This is a genomic window from Terrimonas rubra (assembly GCF_042686025.1).
GTDB classification, from domain to species: domain Bacteria; phylum Bacteroidota; class Bacteroidia; order Chitinophagales; family Chitinophagaceae; genus Terrimonas; species Terrimonas rubra.
This window is the reverse complement of the sequence record NZ_JBHUOZ010000003.1, coordinates 2,405,917-2,421,538: the sequence shown is the minus strand read 5'-3', so window position 1 is coordinate 2,421,538 and position 15,622 is coordinate 2,405,917. Positions and strand designations below refer to the sequence as shown.

The 15,622-nt window shown below is 43.6% G+C and carries 15 protein-coding genes and 1 other RNA gene; 5 read left to right on the top strand and 11 right to left on the bottom strand.

What is annotated here, in order from left to right; translation table 11 throughout:
* The first annotated feature begins 28 nt into the window (after positions 1-28).
* Together ACFS6H_RS19320 and truB are read left to right on the top strand one after the other, a co-directional pair.
* Positions 29-2,377: a prolyl oligopeptidase family serine peptidase gene (locus tag ACFS6H_RS19320; RefSeq protein ID WP_386103038.1), complete on the top strand. Its 2,349-nt coding sequence runs from the start codon at positions 29-31 to the stop codon at positions 2,375-2,377.
* 43 nt (positions 2,378-2,420) lie between these two features.
* Entirely contained in the window at positions 2,421-3,125 is a 705-nt protein-coding gene (gene truB / locus ACFS6H_RS19315; RefSeq protein WP_386103035.1) for a tRNA pseudouridine(55) synthase TruB, read from the top strand.
* Here truB and ACFS6H_RS19310 read toward each other — a convergent pair.
* The gene (locus ACFS6H_RS19310; protein ID WP_386103032.1) at positions 3,115-5,487 is read right to left on the bottom strand and encodes a BamA/TamA family outer membrane protein; all 2,373 of its coding nucleotides are present in this window, start codon (positions 5,485-5,487) and stop codon (positions 3,115-3,117) included. The two genes, truB and ACFS6H_RS19310, sit on opposite strands and share 11 nt — an antisense overlap.
* A 38-nt stretch (positions 5,488-5,525) precedes the next feature.
* Between ACFS6H_RS19310 and ACFS6H_RS19305 the strand changes: the two genes are divergently transcribed.
* Positions 5,526-6,272 carry a TrmH family RNA methyltransferase gene (locus tag ACFS6H_RS19305; RefSeq protein ID WP_386103029.1) on the top strand — a complete coding sequence of 249 codons (747 nt, stop codon included), beginning with the start codon at positions 5,526-5,528 and terminating at the stop codon, positions 6,270-6,272.
* Between the two features lie 189 nt (positions 6,273-6,461).
* On the opposite strand, the gene ACFS6H_RS19300 is transcribed toward ACFS6H_RS19305, so the two are convergent.
* Complete coding sequence (locus ACFS6H_RS19300) at positions 6,462-7,697, bottom strand: ABC transporter permease (RefSeq protein ID WP_386103026.1); 1,236 nt, start codon at positions 7,695-7,697, stop codon at positions 6,462-6,464.
* Between the two features lie 147 nt (positions 7,698-7,844).
* Here ACFS6H_RS19300 and ACFS6H_RS19295 point away from each other — a divergent pair, with 147 nt between their 5' ends.
* Positions 7,845-9,116, top strand: coding sequence for a type IX secretion system plug protein (locus ACFS6H_RS19295; RefSeq protein ID WP_386103023.1), 1,272 nt, complete (start codon positions 7,845-7,847; stop codon positions 9,114-9,116).
* A 75-nt stretch (positions 9,117-9,191) separates the two neighbouring features.
* Here ACFS6H_RS19295 and fsa read toward each other — a convergent pair whose 3' ends face one another.
* The 9 genes from fsa to ACFS6H_RS19250 all read right to left on the bottom strand — a co-directional run bounded on the left by fsa (position 9,192) and on the right by ACFS6H_RS19250 (position 14,539).
* A complete protein-coding gene (gene fsa, locus ACFS6H_RS19290) occupies positions 9,192-9,842 on the bottom strand; it encodes a fructose-6-phosphate aldolase (protein WP_386103020.1) in 651 nt (216 codons plus the stop codon).
* A 33-nt stretch (positions 9,843-9,875) separates the two neighbouring features.
* On the bottom strand, positions 9,876-10,136 hold the full coding sequence (locus ACFS6H_RS19285; protein WP_386103593.1) for a four helix bundle protein: 261 nt from the start codon (positions 10,134-10,136) through the stop codon (positions 9,876-9,878).
* A gap of 162 nt (positions 10,137-10,298) precedes the next feature.
* Positions 10,299-10,397: signal recognition particle sRNA small type (gene ffs, locus ACFS6H_RS19280), an RNA gene on the bottom strand.
* Between the two features lie 95 nt (positions 10,398-10,492).
* Positions 10,493-10,882 (bottom strand): hypothetical protein, encoded by a 390-nt coding sequence (locus ACFS6H_RS19275; protein WP_386103017.1) that lies wholly within the window; start codon positions 10,880-10,882, stop codon positions 10,493-10,495.
* A gap of 85 nt (positions 10,883-10,967) precedes the next feature.
* Positions 10,968-11,705: a pyridoxine 5'-phosphate synthase gene (locus ACFS6H_RS19270; RefSeq protein WP_386103014.1), complete on the bottom strand. Its 738-nt coding sequence runs from the start codon at positions 11,703-11,705 to the stop codon at positions 10,968-10,970.
* 194 nt (positions 11,706-11,899) lie between these two features.
* Positions 11,900-12,709: a 5'-nucleotidase, lipoprotein e(P4) family gene (locus tag ACFS6H_RS19265; RefSeq protein ID WP_386103011.1), complete on the bottom strand. Its 810-nt coding sequence runs from the start codon at positions 12,707-12,709 to the stop codon at positions 11,900-11,902.
* 149 nt (positions 12,710-12,858) lie between these two features.
* The gene (locus ACFS6H_RS19260; RefSeq protein WP_386103008.1) at positions 12,859-13,131 is read right to left on the bottom strand and encodes a hypothetical protein; all 273 of its coding nucleotides are present in this window, start codon (positions 13,129-13,131) and stop codon (positions 12,859-12,861) included.
* A 95-nt stretch (positions 13,132-13,226) separates the two neighbouring features.
* Positions 13,227-14,003 carry a hypothetical protein gene (locus tag ACFS6H_RS19255; RefSeq protein WP_386103005.1) on the bottom strand — a complete coding sequence of 259 codons (777 nt, stop codon included), beginning with the start codon at positions 14,001-14,003 and terminating at the stop codon, positions 13,227-13,229.
* Between the two features lie 74 nt (positions 14,004-14,077).
* Positions 14,078-14,539, bottom strand: coding sequence for a hypothetical protein (locus ACFS6H_RS19250; protein WP_386103002.1), 462 nt, complete (start codon positions 14,537-14,539; stop codon positions 14,078-14,080).
* A 50-nt stretch (positions 14,540-14,589) separates the two neighbouring features.
* Between ACFS6H_RS19250 and ACFS6H_RS19245 the strand changes: the two genes are divergently transcribed.
* Positions 14,590-15,591: a LuxE/PaaK family acyltransferase gene (locus ACFS6H_RS19245; protein ID WP_386102999.1), complete on the top strand. Its 1,002-nt coding sequence runs from the start codon at positions 14,590-14,592 to the stop codon at positions 15,589-15,591.
* Positions 15,592-15,622: the final 31 nt, after the last annotated feature.

Here is a 15,622-nt window from a genome sequence, read left to right as displayed (position 1 = left end):
CTATCTTTAAGCAGGAAAAGAACTCTATATGAAAAAAGTTTTTTGTATTGTTATGATGAGTAGTGTACTGGGTGCGCAGGCACAAATAAAATATCCCCAAACGAAGAAAGAAGCTGTTACCGATAATTATCACGGAACTATTGTTGAAGATCCCTATCGCTGGCTGGAAGATGATAACAGCGCCGCCACCAAAAACTGGGTAACACAACAAAATACCGTAACACAGGATTACCTGGCTACCATCCCTTTCCGTAAACAGGTATATAGCCGCCTGGAGGAACTGTGGAACTATCCTAAATACGGCTCACCCTTTAAAAAAGGCGAATATTATTATTTCTTTAAAAATGATGGTTTACAGAACCAGTCAGTGATGTACCGGCAGATCGGCCTGGAAGGTATGCCTGAGGAGTTTTTAAATCCCAATACTTTAAGTACTGAAGGCATTGTGGCATTGGGCGGGGTGTACTTTACCAAAAGCGGTAAATATATGGCCTATTCGGTAGCAGTTGCCGGTAGCGACTGGCAGGAGATATATGTAATGGAAACGGCTACCAGAAAGATATTGAGTGATAAAATTGAGTGGTCAAAATTCAGCGGGGCCAGCTGGAATGGGGATGATGGTTTTTATTACAGTGCTTATAGTAAACCGGATTCAGCCGCCAGGTTAAGCGGCAAGAATGAATACCATAAAGTATTTTACCATAAACTGGGCACAGCCCAAACAGAGGATCAGCTGATATACGAGGATACCAAACATCCCCTGCGTTATCATGGTGTGAGTTTATCCGAAGATAAAAGGTTTTTATTCCTGACTATCAGTGAAGGTACAAGTGGTACGGAAATATGGTTCAGGGACCTGAAACAACCAGCACAGCAAAACTTTAAATTACTGATATCGGGTTTTAAAACCGAGCCGGATGTAATAGATAATGACGGCGATAAAATTTTAGTGCGTACCAACGATGGCGCTCCCAATTATAAAGTTGTTTTAATTGATCCGGCCAACCCGGCTAAGAAAAACTGGAAAACGGTTATACCTGAAACAAAAGAAGCCTTACAGGGGGTGAGCACTGCAGGTAAATACATGTTCCTGTCCTATTTAAAAGATGCGGCTTCAAAAATATACCAGTATACTTATGATGGCAAACTGGTACGTGAAATAAAATTACCCGGAGTGGGCAGTGCAGGCGGTTTTAGCGGCGAAAAGGAAGATGCCGAGTTATTTTATACCTATTCTTCTTTTGCCACACCGCCAACTATATACCGTTATAATATTGCATCGGGCGTATCTACACTATTCAGGCGTACGGAGGTTAAACTGGATGAAAGCCAGTTTACAACCGAGCAGGTATTTATTACCAGTAAGGATGGTACCAAAGTGCCGGTATTCCTGTCCTATAAAAAGGGCCTGGTGAAAGACGGCAGTAACCCGGTGTTACTGTATGGGTATGGCGGGTTTAATGTGCCTGTTACACCCGGTTTTAGTGTGAGTAATGCTTTCTTTATGGAGCAGGGAGGCATATATGCTGTAGTGAATTTGAGAGGGGGGAGTGAGTATGGGGAAGCCTGGCATAAGGCCGGAATGCTGGAAAAGAAACAAAATGTATTTGATGATTTTATTGCCGCGGCTGAACAGCTGATCAAATTAAATTATACCTCACAGGGAAAGATCGCTATACGTGGCGGCAGCAACGGCGGACTATTGGTAGGCGCCGCTATGGTACAAAGGCCCGACCTGTTTACTGTTGCTTTACCGGCAGTAGGTGTACTGGATATGTTACGTTACCATAAGTTTACCGTAGGCTGGGGCTGGGTAGTGGAATATGGCAGTTCTGATACGGCCAGGCATTTCCCATTTTTATACAAGTATTCACCCTATCATAATTTAAAGAAAGGAACTACTTATCCTGCTACACTTATTACTACTGCCGATCATGATGACAGGGTAGTACCTGCACACTCGTTTAAATTTGCGGCACGTTTGCAGGAATATCATATTGGTACAAACCCGGTATTGATACGTATTGAAACCAATGCAGGTCATGGCGCCGGTAAACCTACTGATAAACAGATTGCTGAAGCGGCAGATACCTGGAGTTTTGTAATGTATAACCTGGGCATGAACTTTAAAACTGAAACGGATAATAAAAGGGATAATGCCATAGAAAAGGAGCTTCAAAAAATACGGGAAGAAAATGGTGGTTCACTCTCCAAAGAAGAGGAAGAAAAACACCGGCTTAAACTTTCCCAAAAAATAGACGGCCGCCGGCAGGCAAAAGAACAAAGGGACAAAAAGAATGCAACGGCTGAACAACCAGCCAACGGTACGGAGGCCTCCAAAGGTGTTAAGCCGGTGAAGAAGGCAAAGCTGGATTAACGGGTACCCGCCGTATCAATTATATGCAGTAGTTTTGCCGCTTATGACAGTGAAACCGTTAACACCGCTTCAGCAAGCGTTTACCGAGGGAAAAGTATTATTGATTGACAAACCGCTGCACTGGACATCCTTTGATGCCGTAAGAAAAATACGTAACCTGATACGGATAAAAAAAGTAGGCCATGCCGGTACCCTGGATCCGCTTGCCACGGGGCTTTTAATCATATGCACCGGAAAGTTTACCAAGCGTATTAATGAATATATGGCAAAGGAAAAGGAGTACACCGGCACTTTTGTACTGGGTGCTACTACTCCCACTTATGACCTGGAAAGCGAACCGGAAAATCATCGTTCCATTGAAGGCATAGATATAACGGCCATAGAAAAGGCTGCCGGACAGTTAACCGGTGAGATCATGCAGGTACCGCCTGCACATTCTGCTATTAAAAAAGATGGCGTACGGGTATATGAGCTGGCCAGGCAGGGTAAAGAGGTAAAGCTGGAACCCCGTAAAATAACCATTCATACATTTGAGATTGTAAAGGTTGAACTGCCTGTTGTACATTTCAGGGTAGTATGTTCAACCGGCACTTATATACGCAGCCTGGCCCATGATATGGGGCAGTTATTAGGCTGCGGTGCTTATTTAAGCAGTTTATGCAGAACCCGCATAGGCGAGTTTGAACTGAAAGATGCCAGTACTATTGAACAGTTCAATGCCAGCGTAGATGCAATGACTAAAATATAAAAGGATAATTTATTCCTAACTGGAACTGGTCACCTTTAAAGAAAGGATAAGCAAAGAATTTATTTTTATAACTGCTGAACTCCACGGAAGGGCTCGGGTCTTTTATTTTATAGGCATAATCAAAGCGTATAACAAAAAAACTAAAGTCTATCCGCAGGCCTGCACCGGCGCCAATGGCTATATCCTGCGGCAGCCTGGAAAACTTAAACACTTCCTCTGCCGGGCGGTTAGGCGCATTTTTTAAATACCAGACATTCCCTATATCTGTAAACAAAGCACCGTTCACAGGTACACCAAATGGCTTGGCCACAGGGAAACGATATTCCACATTGGCCTCTATCTGTACATCGCCAAAACGGTCAGGGGTACTGCCTACACCGGTAAAACTCTTTACGGTTGATCCTGGTCCTAAGCGGCGTAACTGCCAGGCACGCATACTGCTGGGGCCTCCGGCCACATATTGTTTGAAGAAGGGCAGGTTATATTTCTTGGTTTCGTCGGCTGTAAAATCAAACTCGTAACCCACACCGGCAAAGCCTCGTAATACCAGTGATGTTTTTCCGAATGTAAACAGGCGTGCCAGTTCAAGGTCCACTTTAATATACCGGTATAAATTAGAGTCCAGGAATTTGTTTTTTATTAACCCGGTTAAAACACCGGCCTGTTCAATATTCACTTTAAACAAACGGTTCATTTTGGTATTGTCGCTACCCGATAAAGTGAAATTGGCTACAACAGATGAAATAAAACCATCCGAAAATACATTGGCCAGGCTGGGGTTTTGAACAATAAGATCATTTAAACCACTAAGCTTGGTTAAGTTGGAGTATTCAATATTGGGCAGCTTAATATTCAGTAACCAGTTATTACGCTGGTAGCGGCGTTGAAACTCGTAACCCCATGAACCGTTTACCGATACCAGGTTAAATAAGTTATAACGTTCGGTATTACCAATGCTGCTGCTGAACACACTCCTGATATTTCCTCTGAATCTTTCTTTGATACCTTTAATAAAACCGATATCCGGTGCTAAGAAACGGGAAAAATAGATCTGGTGTGTAAGGCTCACCTGCCGTGTTTGGATGAATTGTTTTTCATTAAGGTTGCCGAGCTCCACGCCGTAACGCAGGTTGGTATTGGTAATATTGGCGCCTTTTAAAAAGTTACGGTTTTGCACACCGGCCGTAATACCCACACCAAACAGGCTTCCTAATATGGTGCTCTGGTTAACACTGCTTTCAAAGTTGGTATTGAAAGTGTATTTCTTTTTAGGGGTAAGCCGGATTATAAAATCTACAGTGTCAGATCCTTTATTATAGAAAGGTTCAATATTTACAGCGCCCCAGGTATCCAGGCCGTTAAAGCGGTTAATGGTACGGTCGTAGTTGCGTTGCCGGAATAAACTATCGCTTTTTAAATACACGTAACCGGGAAATATCCTGGGCTTGAACTTATAATCGTATTGTATTACTTTTACCCCTTTTACAAAACTTACATGCGGCGTTTTACCTACCGTGTCAAGGGAGTGGTTAGGGTATAAAGTAATATTCCGTATAGTGTATTGCCAGTGTTTGGTACTGTCGGCCAGGGGATGTCGCCTTATTTCCAGGTTGGCAGTAGGATTTTCCCTTCTCACTTTCAGTTTTTCCAGGGCCTGGAATTGTTCAAAGGGATCGAGGTTGGGTTGTAATAAAGACACATCCAACGTATCCCATAGACCAAAGAGGTCGTCACGGTTAAACCGCAGGTAACCATTGTTGCGGTACAGGGTTACCAGGCGGTCCAGTTCGGCAGATATGATGCCCTGGGCAAAAGGCACTCCTTTTTTTATCAGTGCGTCTTTTTTATTTTGGTCAGTTATTTTTTGCAAGGTGCTATCCTTTAACAGGTATCCCACCGAATCAAGTTTTACCTGTTTACCCAGTTTAACATCAAATGCTATATGGGTACGGAACTGGTCATTTTGGGCAGTATCTACAGTAGTGATAAAGGAAATAGTATCGGTGAAATAACCTATAGAGTTGAGGTAGTATTTCATAAACTGTATGGACTTGCTGATGCTGCTGCTGTCGAATGAAGAAGGGTGTTTGATTAAAGCACCAAAGGGATAGTTAATTACTTCACCCAGGGATTTACGGCTTGTTCGTACCTGTAAGCTGTCATCTAACTGGTTTTCCAGTTCGGCAGTAATGTTTTGTAAACTATCTTTCGAGGTATTACCATTTACCTTTACATCCGTTTTATAAACAAAGGGTTTATTGGGCGGATAGTGTTTAACATAAGGTTCCAGTACGTTACACGAATCAAGCATAAATATGGCAATAATGCCCCCCAGTATACTCAGGAAAAGCCGAAAGCGCATAATTTTGTCCTGTTCGTTAATAAGATTAATTTAAAATAATGATCTCTAAATCAAAGCTCAAATATATTCAAAGTTTAGGCCATAAAAAATTCAGGGATGAGGCCGGTGTTTTCCTGGTGGAAGGCCCAAAAATGGTAGCGGAGATATTACAGGAAAAATTATTAACGGTAACCGGCCTATATGCCCTGCAGGACTGGATTACAGCCAATGAACAACTGGTACAACGGGTATCGGAACAGGTGGAAATAGTAGCAGTAGACGAGATTTCTTTAGCAAAAATATCACAATTAACCACTCCCAATAAAGTAGTGGCCGTTGTAACACAACAGCCATTATTGCCTGCTGTGGATACCTCGCAGCTGACCCTGGTGCTGGATACCATACAGGACCCTGGTAACCTGGGCACCATTATCCGTATTGCTGACTGGTTTGGCATACGCCAGCTGGTTTGCAGCCAGGAATGTGCGGACAGGTATAATCCTAAAGTGGTACAATCAACCATGGGCAGTATTGCCAGGGTAGGGTTTTATTACACGGACCTGCCCGATTTTTTAAAAGCCAATAACAATACCCGTATTTATGCCGCCGCCCTGGATGGTATACCGGTACAAAATCTTGGTAAGCTGGGCAATGGTTTTTTAGTGATAGGGAACGAATCAAAGGGAATCAGCCCCGAAGTGATGAACCTGGTGAATGTCCGCATGACCATTCCCCGTATCGGCCAGGCCGAGTCGCTGAATGCCGCGGTAGCTACGGGTATTATTTTATCGCATGTGACAGGGTAGGGAGTGTTTAAAGTTTAATGTTTTTGGTTTAAAGTTGGGAAGTTGAGAAGCCGGAAAGACAGAAGTCAGAAAAGACCGGAAGTCGGGAAGTCAGGAAGACGGATAGTTTAAGCAGACAAGTAAACTATCTGCTATATCATTGTCCATTTTCAACTGTCCATTGTCAATTCTCAATTGTCCATTGCAACCCTACCTGAACTGTATAGCCCTTACCGGCTGTACCTTACGTACAATAAGCGAGGGGATCATGAGGATGAGCATACATACCAGTAAAGTAGCTATACAAATCGCGGCTACCTGCCACCAGATTATGTGTACGGCCGCTTTGTCCATGTAGTAAGCATCTTCGGGCAACGTAATGAAGCCGGTATAAATTTGCAAGTACAGGATGCCTAAGCCTGCAACAGCGCCTGCAGCAACCCCCACGATGGTTATTAATAAAGAATGGCGTAAGAAAATCTTCTGGATGGTCCAGTCGGTAGCGCCCAATGCTTTTAACACACCTATCATACGCACCCTTTCCAATACCAGGATAATAAGACAGGTGATCAGGTTAATGATCGCCACCACCACCATAAAGCCGATGAGTACATTACGGGTAGTATCCTGCATGTTGAGCCAGTCAAATATATTGGGGGATACGGTTTTGGTACTTTCCGATTCCCAGGTGGCGGGGAAATCACCAAGGGTATAAATTTCATCGGCCACTTTTTCGGCCTTTTTGTAATTGTCGGTGAAAATTTCATAACCGCCGATCTGCGCCGGGTCCCATTCATTTAAACGTTGAATGAGTTTGAGATCACCAATGGCAAATGTTTTATCATAATCCTCTATACCGGTTTTATAAATGCCGGTAATGGTTAATTTATCAGGGCGGATATTACCATCGGGTTTAATGAAGTAGATGAGCAGGCCATCATTTACCTTTAAGTGCAGCTGTTCGGCAGTATAGGCCGATATCATGATCTCGCGGCTATAGGTACTGTCGTTGAACTGTACACTGCGGCCGGACTGCATAAAACCTTCCAGGTTTTTAAAGTCATAGTTCTTATCAACGCCTTTTAAAAGCACACCTTCAATATCTTCCCCGGATTTAAGGATAGCATATTTGGTGGCAAAAGGAGCTACGGTTTTTACCGCGGGGTTTTGTTTGATCTGCTGTACCAGTTCGGGGTAGGCTTCAATGGGAATTTCTTCGGCTATGAGTGCTTTATAAGGCTGTTTTTCCTGTATGCGGATATGGCCCCAGAAACTAAACACTTTTTCGCTTACCGTACGCTGAAAACCATTGGCAAAGGCCAGGGTAACGATCATTACCGCCACACTTATTATTGTTGCAATAATGGACAGGCGGATAATAAAACGGGAAATGGACCGTTGTTGATTAAAAGCTATTCTGTGTGCTATGAAACCTGCAACCTTCAATTGATAAAATTTGTCTTGGCTTCAAAATTAAGCGCTTTCGGGTTATAAGGGTGTTATAATTATAAATATCCACCCAAAAGGCCCGTTAACAAAAACATACTTATTTTTATAGCGTTTAACAGAATGTTTCCTCTTTAAAATACCGGCATGAATAAATTGTTGTTACTTGTTTTATTGTTTGCGGTGAATGTGGTACAGGCACAAACAGCGGATAAGATCTTTCATAATAATATCCGGTCCGTTAAGTTATACAAGGCCAATAACCAGGTGGCTTATCCTATACTCACCTTAAAAGGTACCGATAAACTGGAACTGCATTTTGATGATATGGATGGGGATGTAAAAAATTATTTTTACAGTTTTGTATTATGTGATGCCGACTGGACTGTAGCCAATGTAGTGCCGTTTGATTATATACAGGGTTTCCAGACCACCCGTATCAGCACTTACCGTATCTCCTCTATTTCAGAAACCAAGTATACACATTACACCGCTTCGTTCCCGGAACGCGGCTCCATACCCACCCGTTCGGGCAATTATATTTTAAAAGTTTTTCTGAACAACGATACGTCTAAGCTGGCTTTTACCAAACGGTTTTTAGTGATAGATACCAAGGTACAACTGGCAGCCCAGATCAAGCAGCCATTGAACGGGCAGTTGTTTCAGACTCACCAGCGGGTGCAGGCTACCATTAATACGGCCAATAATAAAGTGAATATATTATCGCCACAGGATATAAAACTGACCGTGGTGCAGAATTTTAACTGGAACCAGGCCGTATTACAAACCAGGCCTACAATTTTCAGGGGTAATTATTTTGAGTACAGTGATGACGGACTGACTTTCCCGGCCGGTAGAGAGTTTCGCTGGGCTTACCTGAACACTTTTCGTTTATTAACAGACAGGATGCTGAAGATTGATGATAAGGTGGACGGACAGATACAGGTATATTTAAAACCCGATGCCGACCAGAGTAAACAGGTTTATTTTTCGTTCAACGATATAAACGGTTTGTATACTTTGGAGAATGAGGATGGTAATAACCCGTTCTGGCAAAGCGATTATGCCTATGTACACTTTACTTATGTGCCTTCCAACAGGCTGGCCATACCCGGAAAGGATGTATATATTTTTGGAGAGCTGACACAGTACCAGACGAACGAGAGTAATAAAATGAGTTTTAATGAGACGGATGGTGTGTACGAGAAAACCTTGTTCTTAAAACAGGGTTATTATAATTATTCGTACGTAACACAAACGGCAGCACCGGGTAAGGCAGCTGCTAATCCTGAAAACCTGGAAGGGAATTTCTGGGCGGCCGAGAACACTTATATGGTGCTGGTATACTTCCGTCCTTTTGGTGCCCGTTCCGATGAGTTGATCGGTTATGCTACGGTAAACTCTGTAGCCGGCAGATAATAAATGATACACCTGATACATAAAGAAAAACGGCACCATTGGTGCCGTTTTTTATAGCTTGCTGCAGCGGTAAGCTTACAGTTTTTTTGCATCTTCCAAAAACTTGGCTAAGCCGATATCGGTAAGCGGGTGTTTTAATAAAGCTAAAATAGAATCCAAAGGACAGGTACAAACATCGGCACCTACTTCGGCACAACGGATGATATGGTTGGCATTACGGATAGAAGCGGCCAGTACCTGGGTTTTAAAGCCCTGGATAGCATAGATATTAGCGATCTGCTCTACCAGCTGAATACCATCCCAGCCGCTGTCATCTACACGGCCAATAAAAGGCGATACATATTTAGCGCCGGCTTTGGCACATAAAATAGCCTGGCCTGCAGAGAATACCAGGGTACAGTTGGTACTGATACCATTATCGGTGAACCATTTAATGGCTTTGATACCGTCTTTGATCATGGGTACTTTTACCACGATATTGGGGTGGATAGCGGCCAGCTTTTTTCCTTCGGCAATGATGCCATCAAAATCGGTGCTGATCACCTCTGCACTGATATCGCCATCCACAATATCACAAATAGCTTTATAATGATTGATAATAGCTTCCTGTCCTGAAATACCTTCCTTAGCCATTAAGGATGGGTTGGTAGTTACACCGTCCAATATGCCTAAATCGTTAGCTTCTTTAATTTGCGCAAGATTTGCAGTGTCAATAAAAAATTTCATAACTATGTTTATTTAATAGGTAATATATAATATTTAAGATTTTTGGGTCTGTGAAGTTTTACGTGAAGATGCTAAAATTCTGGTTAATTCGTCCGCTTCTTTTACAATTAATTCTAACTTTTCTTCCGGTATCAATTTAAGGTCTTTAATTGTTTCGAGCCAAAATAATGATTCATCAATTTCTTCGAAAGCAATACTAAGTTTGGCTACAAAGGCTTTATATGATTGTGCTTTACAGGCAGCACGATAATTGGCGGCGGCAGAAAAACTGGAACGTAATAACTGGTCTTCAATAATTTGGGATGTTTTTTCTTAGGCAGGGCGGTGCTTAGGGTGACAATCCGGTAAGCAAAATGCTTTAATCGTTGTTGTAAAGTACTGGCGTTCATTAGTAATAACAGTGGTTAGGTTGCAATTACTAAATTAATAAATATTACCTCAACAATAAGAAAATAAAAAAGGCAGGCTACTCACATCGCACCGCTCAACCACATATCCTTGCTGCCTTCCGGCCCTGGGGAGTTTCTGCAGGAGCTGGTCGTGTAAGACCTGCCGGGCGCAAAGATAAGGGAACCCGGCTAATTATTTAAATGATTGATAAAGAAAGTTGTAAGAAATGTATACTGTTTTACACGAAAAATAAGTTACGCTCAGTTCTTTTTGCGTTTGGGCTTCAGTACCTCATCGGTAGTGGGTAATACTTCGGGATTGGGGATGGTTTTGATCCAGATAGTTCGCTCCAGCCATAAGTTGCTGTTTGATTTAAGCACCGCTTTTACCGTTACTTTTTTAACAGTGGGGTTTTCGGGTAATACAAGATCGTTACCTGAAAAATGCCCGTAATCGGTAGTAAATGTCAGGTCCTTATCGGTTAAGGGCTGCCACCTGCCATTGGACAGTTTAGCATCAACATTGATATAGTTGTGGGTGCCTTTTTTTAAGCTGTCGGTATACAGGTGAAAATAAATACTGTCAACTTTTTGACTAAAAGCCGATTGACCGATTGCTGAAACCAAAAGAATAAGTAGAATTTTTTGCATTATACGTACCGGTTTATGTTTCAGACGGAAAATGGGATGAAATGGTTTGCCGTTTATTGCCTTTGGCAACAGGGTTAACAAGGTTTTAGTATTTGGGAGCCGGTACCAGTAAACGTTTGTATAGTTGTACCGTGTTTTGCAGGCCATAATAGAGTGCATCGGTAATGAGTGCATGACCAATGCTCACTTCGTCCAGCCAGGGAATGTTTTGGGCAAAATAAGCCAGGTTGTGCAGGTCAAGATCGTGGCCGGCATTGAGGCCTATTCCCAGTTCCCTTGCTTTTTCGGCCGCAGCCACATAAGGCGCAATGGCTTGTTTTTGCTGACCATCGGCAAACTGACGGGCATATTGTTCGGTGTAGAGTTCTATCCGGTCGGTGCCGGTGGCGGCAGCCCCGATCACCATTTCGGGATCAGGATCAACAAAGATGCTTACCCGGATACCGGCATTTTTAAATACCTGTATCATATCGGTAAGGTAATCTTTATGTGTAATGGTATTCCAGCCATGATCGGAGGTAAGCTGTCCCAGTACATCGGGTACAAGGGTAACCTGGTGGGGGCGGGTTTCCAATACAAGGTCAACAAATTTTTGTTCGGAGCAGTTGCCTTCAATATTGAATTCGGTGGTGATTATTTTTTTTATTTCCCGTACATCGTTGTAACGGATATGACGTTCATCGGGGCGGGGGTGTACCGTTACACCATCGGCACCAAAATGTTGTACATCAACGGCTGCTTTCACTACATCGGGATTATTGCCGCCACGTGAGTTACGCAGGGTTGCTATTTTATTGATATTGACGGAAAGTTTAGTACTCATTACTGATAGTTAATTGTTAAACGTTATTCGTTAAAGGTTAACTGTTAATTGCCCAACCCTTACATTTATCATTCATAATTCCCAACTCTTAGCCGACGGGCTGCCGGATTGCAGCGGCATACCGACCAGCGGGAGGTATACAGCGGAAAGCCGGAACAGCAGCTGAGGATAGTTACTACAGCTGACAGCCCCTGTTAATACCCGCTGAGATTAGCTTTGATAGCCGAATCTTTTTGTGCAGGTGTCAGGTTGTGCGAGTTACCGTATATGGCATCTTCCCAGCCACCATAGTTGGCATTGGGCAATACGATGAATTTTTTACCAAATTCGTTTTTCAGCTGTTGCACATTGGCGGCTCTTTGTGCAGTGCTTTGTTTATCAAACAATAGACTGAAGTCGGACAGGTTATCGCCCATGAGCAAAATAATTTCGTGGGTGTTTGCTACCTGCTGGCGGCGGCTTTCTTTACTGCTGGAGCCCTGGCGCAGTATGAGGTGCTGGTTATCGGCATTGGGGAAACCAAAACGCTGCAGGTTGGCCAGGGTGCCGGCACGTTCCTGTTCGTCGCGGTTAGTGATATAAAAGATGGTAATGTTTTTAGCGGCGGCATATTTAAAGAAGGCTAAGCCACCGGTTAGGGTATCGGCAATGCCTTTGGCGGTCCACTGGTTCCAGGTTTCCGGAGAATAATCCTTGCCCTGTAAGGCGCGGTGCACGGCGTAGGGGCTGTTATCTAAAAAGGTTTCATCAATATCGGTAATAATGGCCAGGGGTTTATTGTGCGGTTGCTGCACGGCCTGGTCCACCCTCAGCTGCGCAATATTAAAAGCCTGCAAACAGAGCGCCTGGTATTCGGCCGATTTTTGCTGGAATAAAGATGACCATAGTTTACCATCGGCCACCATATTGGAAGCGGACGGCGCACCCGTTTTTTGTACTTTAGGGCTACAGGCTGTAACCAGTAAACAGGTAATAACGGAGAGTATGAGCCAATTTTTTTTCATGGTATGAACCGCAATGAGTGAACTGCAAATTTATACCGATTGAACAAATAATACTGACCAATTTTAACGGCTTACACCCTTGCTACCGGCCAGTATTATTGAATTGCTGTTATATAATATTTGGGAAAAGTAAGGACAGCCGGGCCTGCCTAGTTTTCTTCGATACCTATTTCAATTTCGGAATTGAATTTGTCCTCGTTTTCGGTGATCCATTGAGGAAGGATCTGTAAAGGGGATAATATCCATTTGCCATCTTTTTTCTGCATACGGAATAAGATCCTGTTACCGCGGTCGTCCACGGTATCGGCGTTAAAAATCTCCTCACCATCCACGGTCACTTTACGGAAATTAAACTCACGAAGTCTGCCACCTGCTTTTATTAAACGAGTGAAATGAACAATTTTTGAAAAATTTATGTGCATAAGCGTTTTACATGAAGTTGAAAGCAATGTTACATCAATTTCTATGCTAAAAAAGCTATGAAAACCTTAATTTTTTATGCACATGACGTTTAGGCTTAAAAGAGACTGTAAATGGCATATAAAACTGCCGAAAATGCCATAACTCCGTCTAATACAAAATAATAAAGCGGGTCGGTGGGTTGCCGGATGGAACGGTTTTTTAAGGCGGCGGTGATAAAAACGGGTGCGATAAGTATGATAAAGGATATAAGCGAAAACCCGTTAAAAAACATAAGGCCGGTGAATAATAAACAAAGGATGAGGGAGAGCCGGAAGAGCTGGAATACCTTACGGGGCGATAACCAGGTAATGAGGCTGCGGATGCCGTTCTCCATATCGTAGTTCCTGTCGCGGTAGTCGAATAGGATACAGATGGCATACAATAAACAAAACCTGCTGCAGATGAAGAACCATATGGTGGCTGTAAAAGGTTGTTGCGCTATTACCAGGGGCAGGGCGGTAGTGGCATAGGTCCAAATAAAAGCCAGGAAGGCTGTTTTACCAATGGCTATTTTGCGCAGTTCCTTAAAAGCGGGCAGGGGGATTTTTGGGGCCGAGTATAAAAAGGTCATAACTGCGGCCGGGATAAGCCAGAACCAGCTGGCTAAAAGGAACGTAAAGAAGTAAATAGTGGCCACCAGGCTAAGGCAAAACAGTACCAGGTGAACCTTTTGGTGCTGCCGCAGCCATAACATACGGCCGGTAAAGGGGGCTTCTGCCGTGGTAAAGTACCAGTGAAAACTATAACTGGTAAGGGTGGAGAAGAAAAGGAAGCAATAAAAACCGGAATGCAGGGGTGTGGCTGCCAGGAGGGCAATACTATGCCAGGCCATGATTACCGCACAGCAACAGATAAAAATATTGCTGTAGACAAAAAAAGAGAATATTTTTTTTATAGCAACAGGAATTACATTTCAATAACGATCATATCGGTTACCAGGGTGTCGCTGGAATTTTGTGCCCTGTCAAGCAGCCAGATATTGAATTTAAGCGAATCGTTCTCAGTTCTGCTGTCTTTTAGAAAGTTATGGGAAAGCCGGAATAAGAGTTCACCGGTGGTGCGTTTGTCCTGTATATTATCAATGGCAAAGGAGCCGATGATGGAATCCCTGTTTACATCGCCGGTACCGAGGGGTCGTTGGTTTAACCTGGTTTGGGTAACATTCAGGCTGCCGCCCACCAGATCGCCTTCTTTATCGGTGTATTTTAAGGTTACCTGCCAGTAGGATTCACCTTCGGCCGCCCGTTTCAGGTTTTTGGTATTATATTCCTTGACTTCTAACGTGGGCCTGGTTTCAAACTTATCTTTGCTGCAGGCTGTTATTAAAAATACCAGCAGGAATGTATATAGATAATAATTTGCCTTCATATTGTAACTGTATATAACAAATATAACCCATAATTTGATATTGATAGAAGATGAGTAGCCAATGGAATGATAAAATTTTTGGCGTAACCGAAGCGGGTTTTGAAGCGCTGAGCCTTGAAATTTTCCGTTTTCAGTACCAGCATAACCCGGTTTATGGGCAGTATGTGGATGCGTTACAGGTTAAACCGGGAGAAGTGAAAAAGCTCGGGGACATTCCTTTTTTGCCTATCCGTTTCTTTAAAAGCCATGCGGTGACCACTACGGGCTTTACCCCGCAGCTGGTATTTGAAAGCAGCGGCACCACCGGTAGCATTAACAGTAAACACCTGGTAAAAGACGCCTTGGTGTATGAAGAGAGTTTTACCCGGGCATTCCGGCAGTTTTATGGTAATGCAAGCGACTGGTGCGTGATAGGCCTGTTACCGGCTTACCTGGAAAGGCAGGGCTCATCGCTGGTATACATGGTGGATAAGCTGGTAAAAGCCAGCGATCACCCGCAAAGCGGCTTTTATTTGTACGATTTTGAAAAATTGCAACAGGTGTTGCTGCAGCTGGAAAGCCGGGGACAGGAGGTATTACTGATAGGGGTGACTTTTGCCCTGCTGGATTTTGCCCGGCAATATCCCACACCCCTGCAACATACGGTGATGATGGAAACAGGTGGTATGAAGGGGCGCCGGGAGGAGCTGATCCGTCCGCAGGTACACGAAATATTGCAGCAGGCATTTGGGTTGCCGGCGATACATGCGGAGTATGGTATGACCGAATTATTATCGCAGGCTTACAGTAAAGGCAATGGCCTGTTTAGCTGTCCGCCCTGGATGCAGGTGCTGATAAGGGAAGAGGAAGACCCACTGGCCGTACGTTCCGCAACAGCTGTACAACAAAAACCGCTCAGCGGGGCCATTAATATTATTGACCTGGCCAATATTTATTCCTGTAGTTTTATTGCAACTGATGATGCGGGACAACTGGAAGCCGATGGCCGCTTTCGTGTAATGGGCCGGCTGGATAACAGTGATATACGGGGGTGTAGTTTGATGGTGGTGTAGGGAGAAGTGAGAAGTCAGAAGTGAGATCTAA

What these genes read in the sequence shown, in the direction of transcription:
- ACFS6H_RS19320 (WP_386103038.1), top strand. Translation starts at nt 29, where the DNA reads ATGAAAAAAGTTTTTTGTATTGTTATGATGAGTAGTGTACTGGGTGCG.
- truB (WP_386103035.1), top strand. Translation starts at nt 2,421, where the DNA reads ATGACAGTGAAACCGTTAACACCGCTTCAGCAAGCGTTTACCGAGGGA.
- ACFS6H_RS19310 (WP_386103032.1), bottom strand. Translation starts at nt 5,487, where the DNA reads ATGCGCTTTCGGCTTTTCCTGAGTATACTGGGGGGCATTATTGCCATA.
- ACFS6H_RS19305 (WP_386103029.1), top strand. Translation starts at nt 5,526, where the DNA reads ATGATCTCTAAATCAAAGCTCAAATATATTCAAAGTTTAGGCCATAAA.
- ACFS6H_RS19295 (WP_386103023.1), top strand. Translation starts at nt 7,845, where the DNA reads ATGAATAAATTGTTGTTACTTGTTTTATTGTTTGCGGTGAATGTGGTA.
- fsa (WP_386103020.1), bottom strand. Translation starts at nt 9,842, where the DNA reads ATGAAATTTTTTATTGACACTGCAAATCTTGCGCAAATTAAAGAAGCT.
- ACFS6H_RS19275 (WP_386103017.1), bottom strand. Translation starts at nt 10,882, where the DNA reads ATGCAAAAAATTCTACTTATTCTTTTGGTTTCAGCAATCGGTCAATCG.
- ACFS6H_RS19270 (WP_386103014.1), bottom strand. Translation starts at nt 11,705, where the DNA reads ATGAGTACTAAACTTTCCGTCAATATCAATAAAATAGCAACCCTGCGT.
- ACFS6H_RS19265 (WP_386103011.1), bottom strand. Translation starts at nt 12,709, where the DNA reads ATGAAAAAAAATTGGCTCATACTCTCCGTTATTACCTGTTTACTGGTT.
- ACFS6H_RS19260 (WP_386103008.1), bottom strand. Translation starts at nt 13,131, where the DNA reads ATGCACATAAATTTTTCAAAAATTGTTCATTTCACTCGTTTAATAAAA.
- ACFS6H_RS19255 (WP_386103005.1), bottom strand. Translation starts at nt 14,003, where the DNA reads ATGGCCTGGCATAGTATTGCCCTCCTGGCAGCCACACCCCTGCATTCC.
- ACFS6H_RS19250 (WP_386103002.1), bottom strand. Translation starts at nt 14,539, where the DNA reads ATGAAGGCAAATTATTATCTATATACATTCCTGCTGGTATTTTTAATA.
- ACFS6H_RS19245 (WP_386102999.1), top strand. Translation starts at nt 14,590, where the DNA reads ATGAGTAGCCAATGGAATGATAAAATTTTTGGCGTAACCGAAGCGGGT.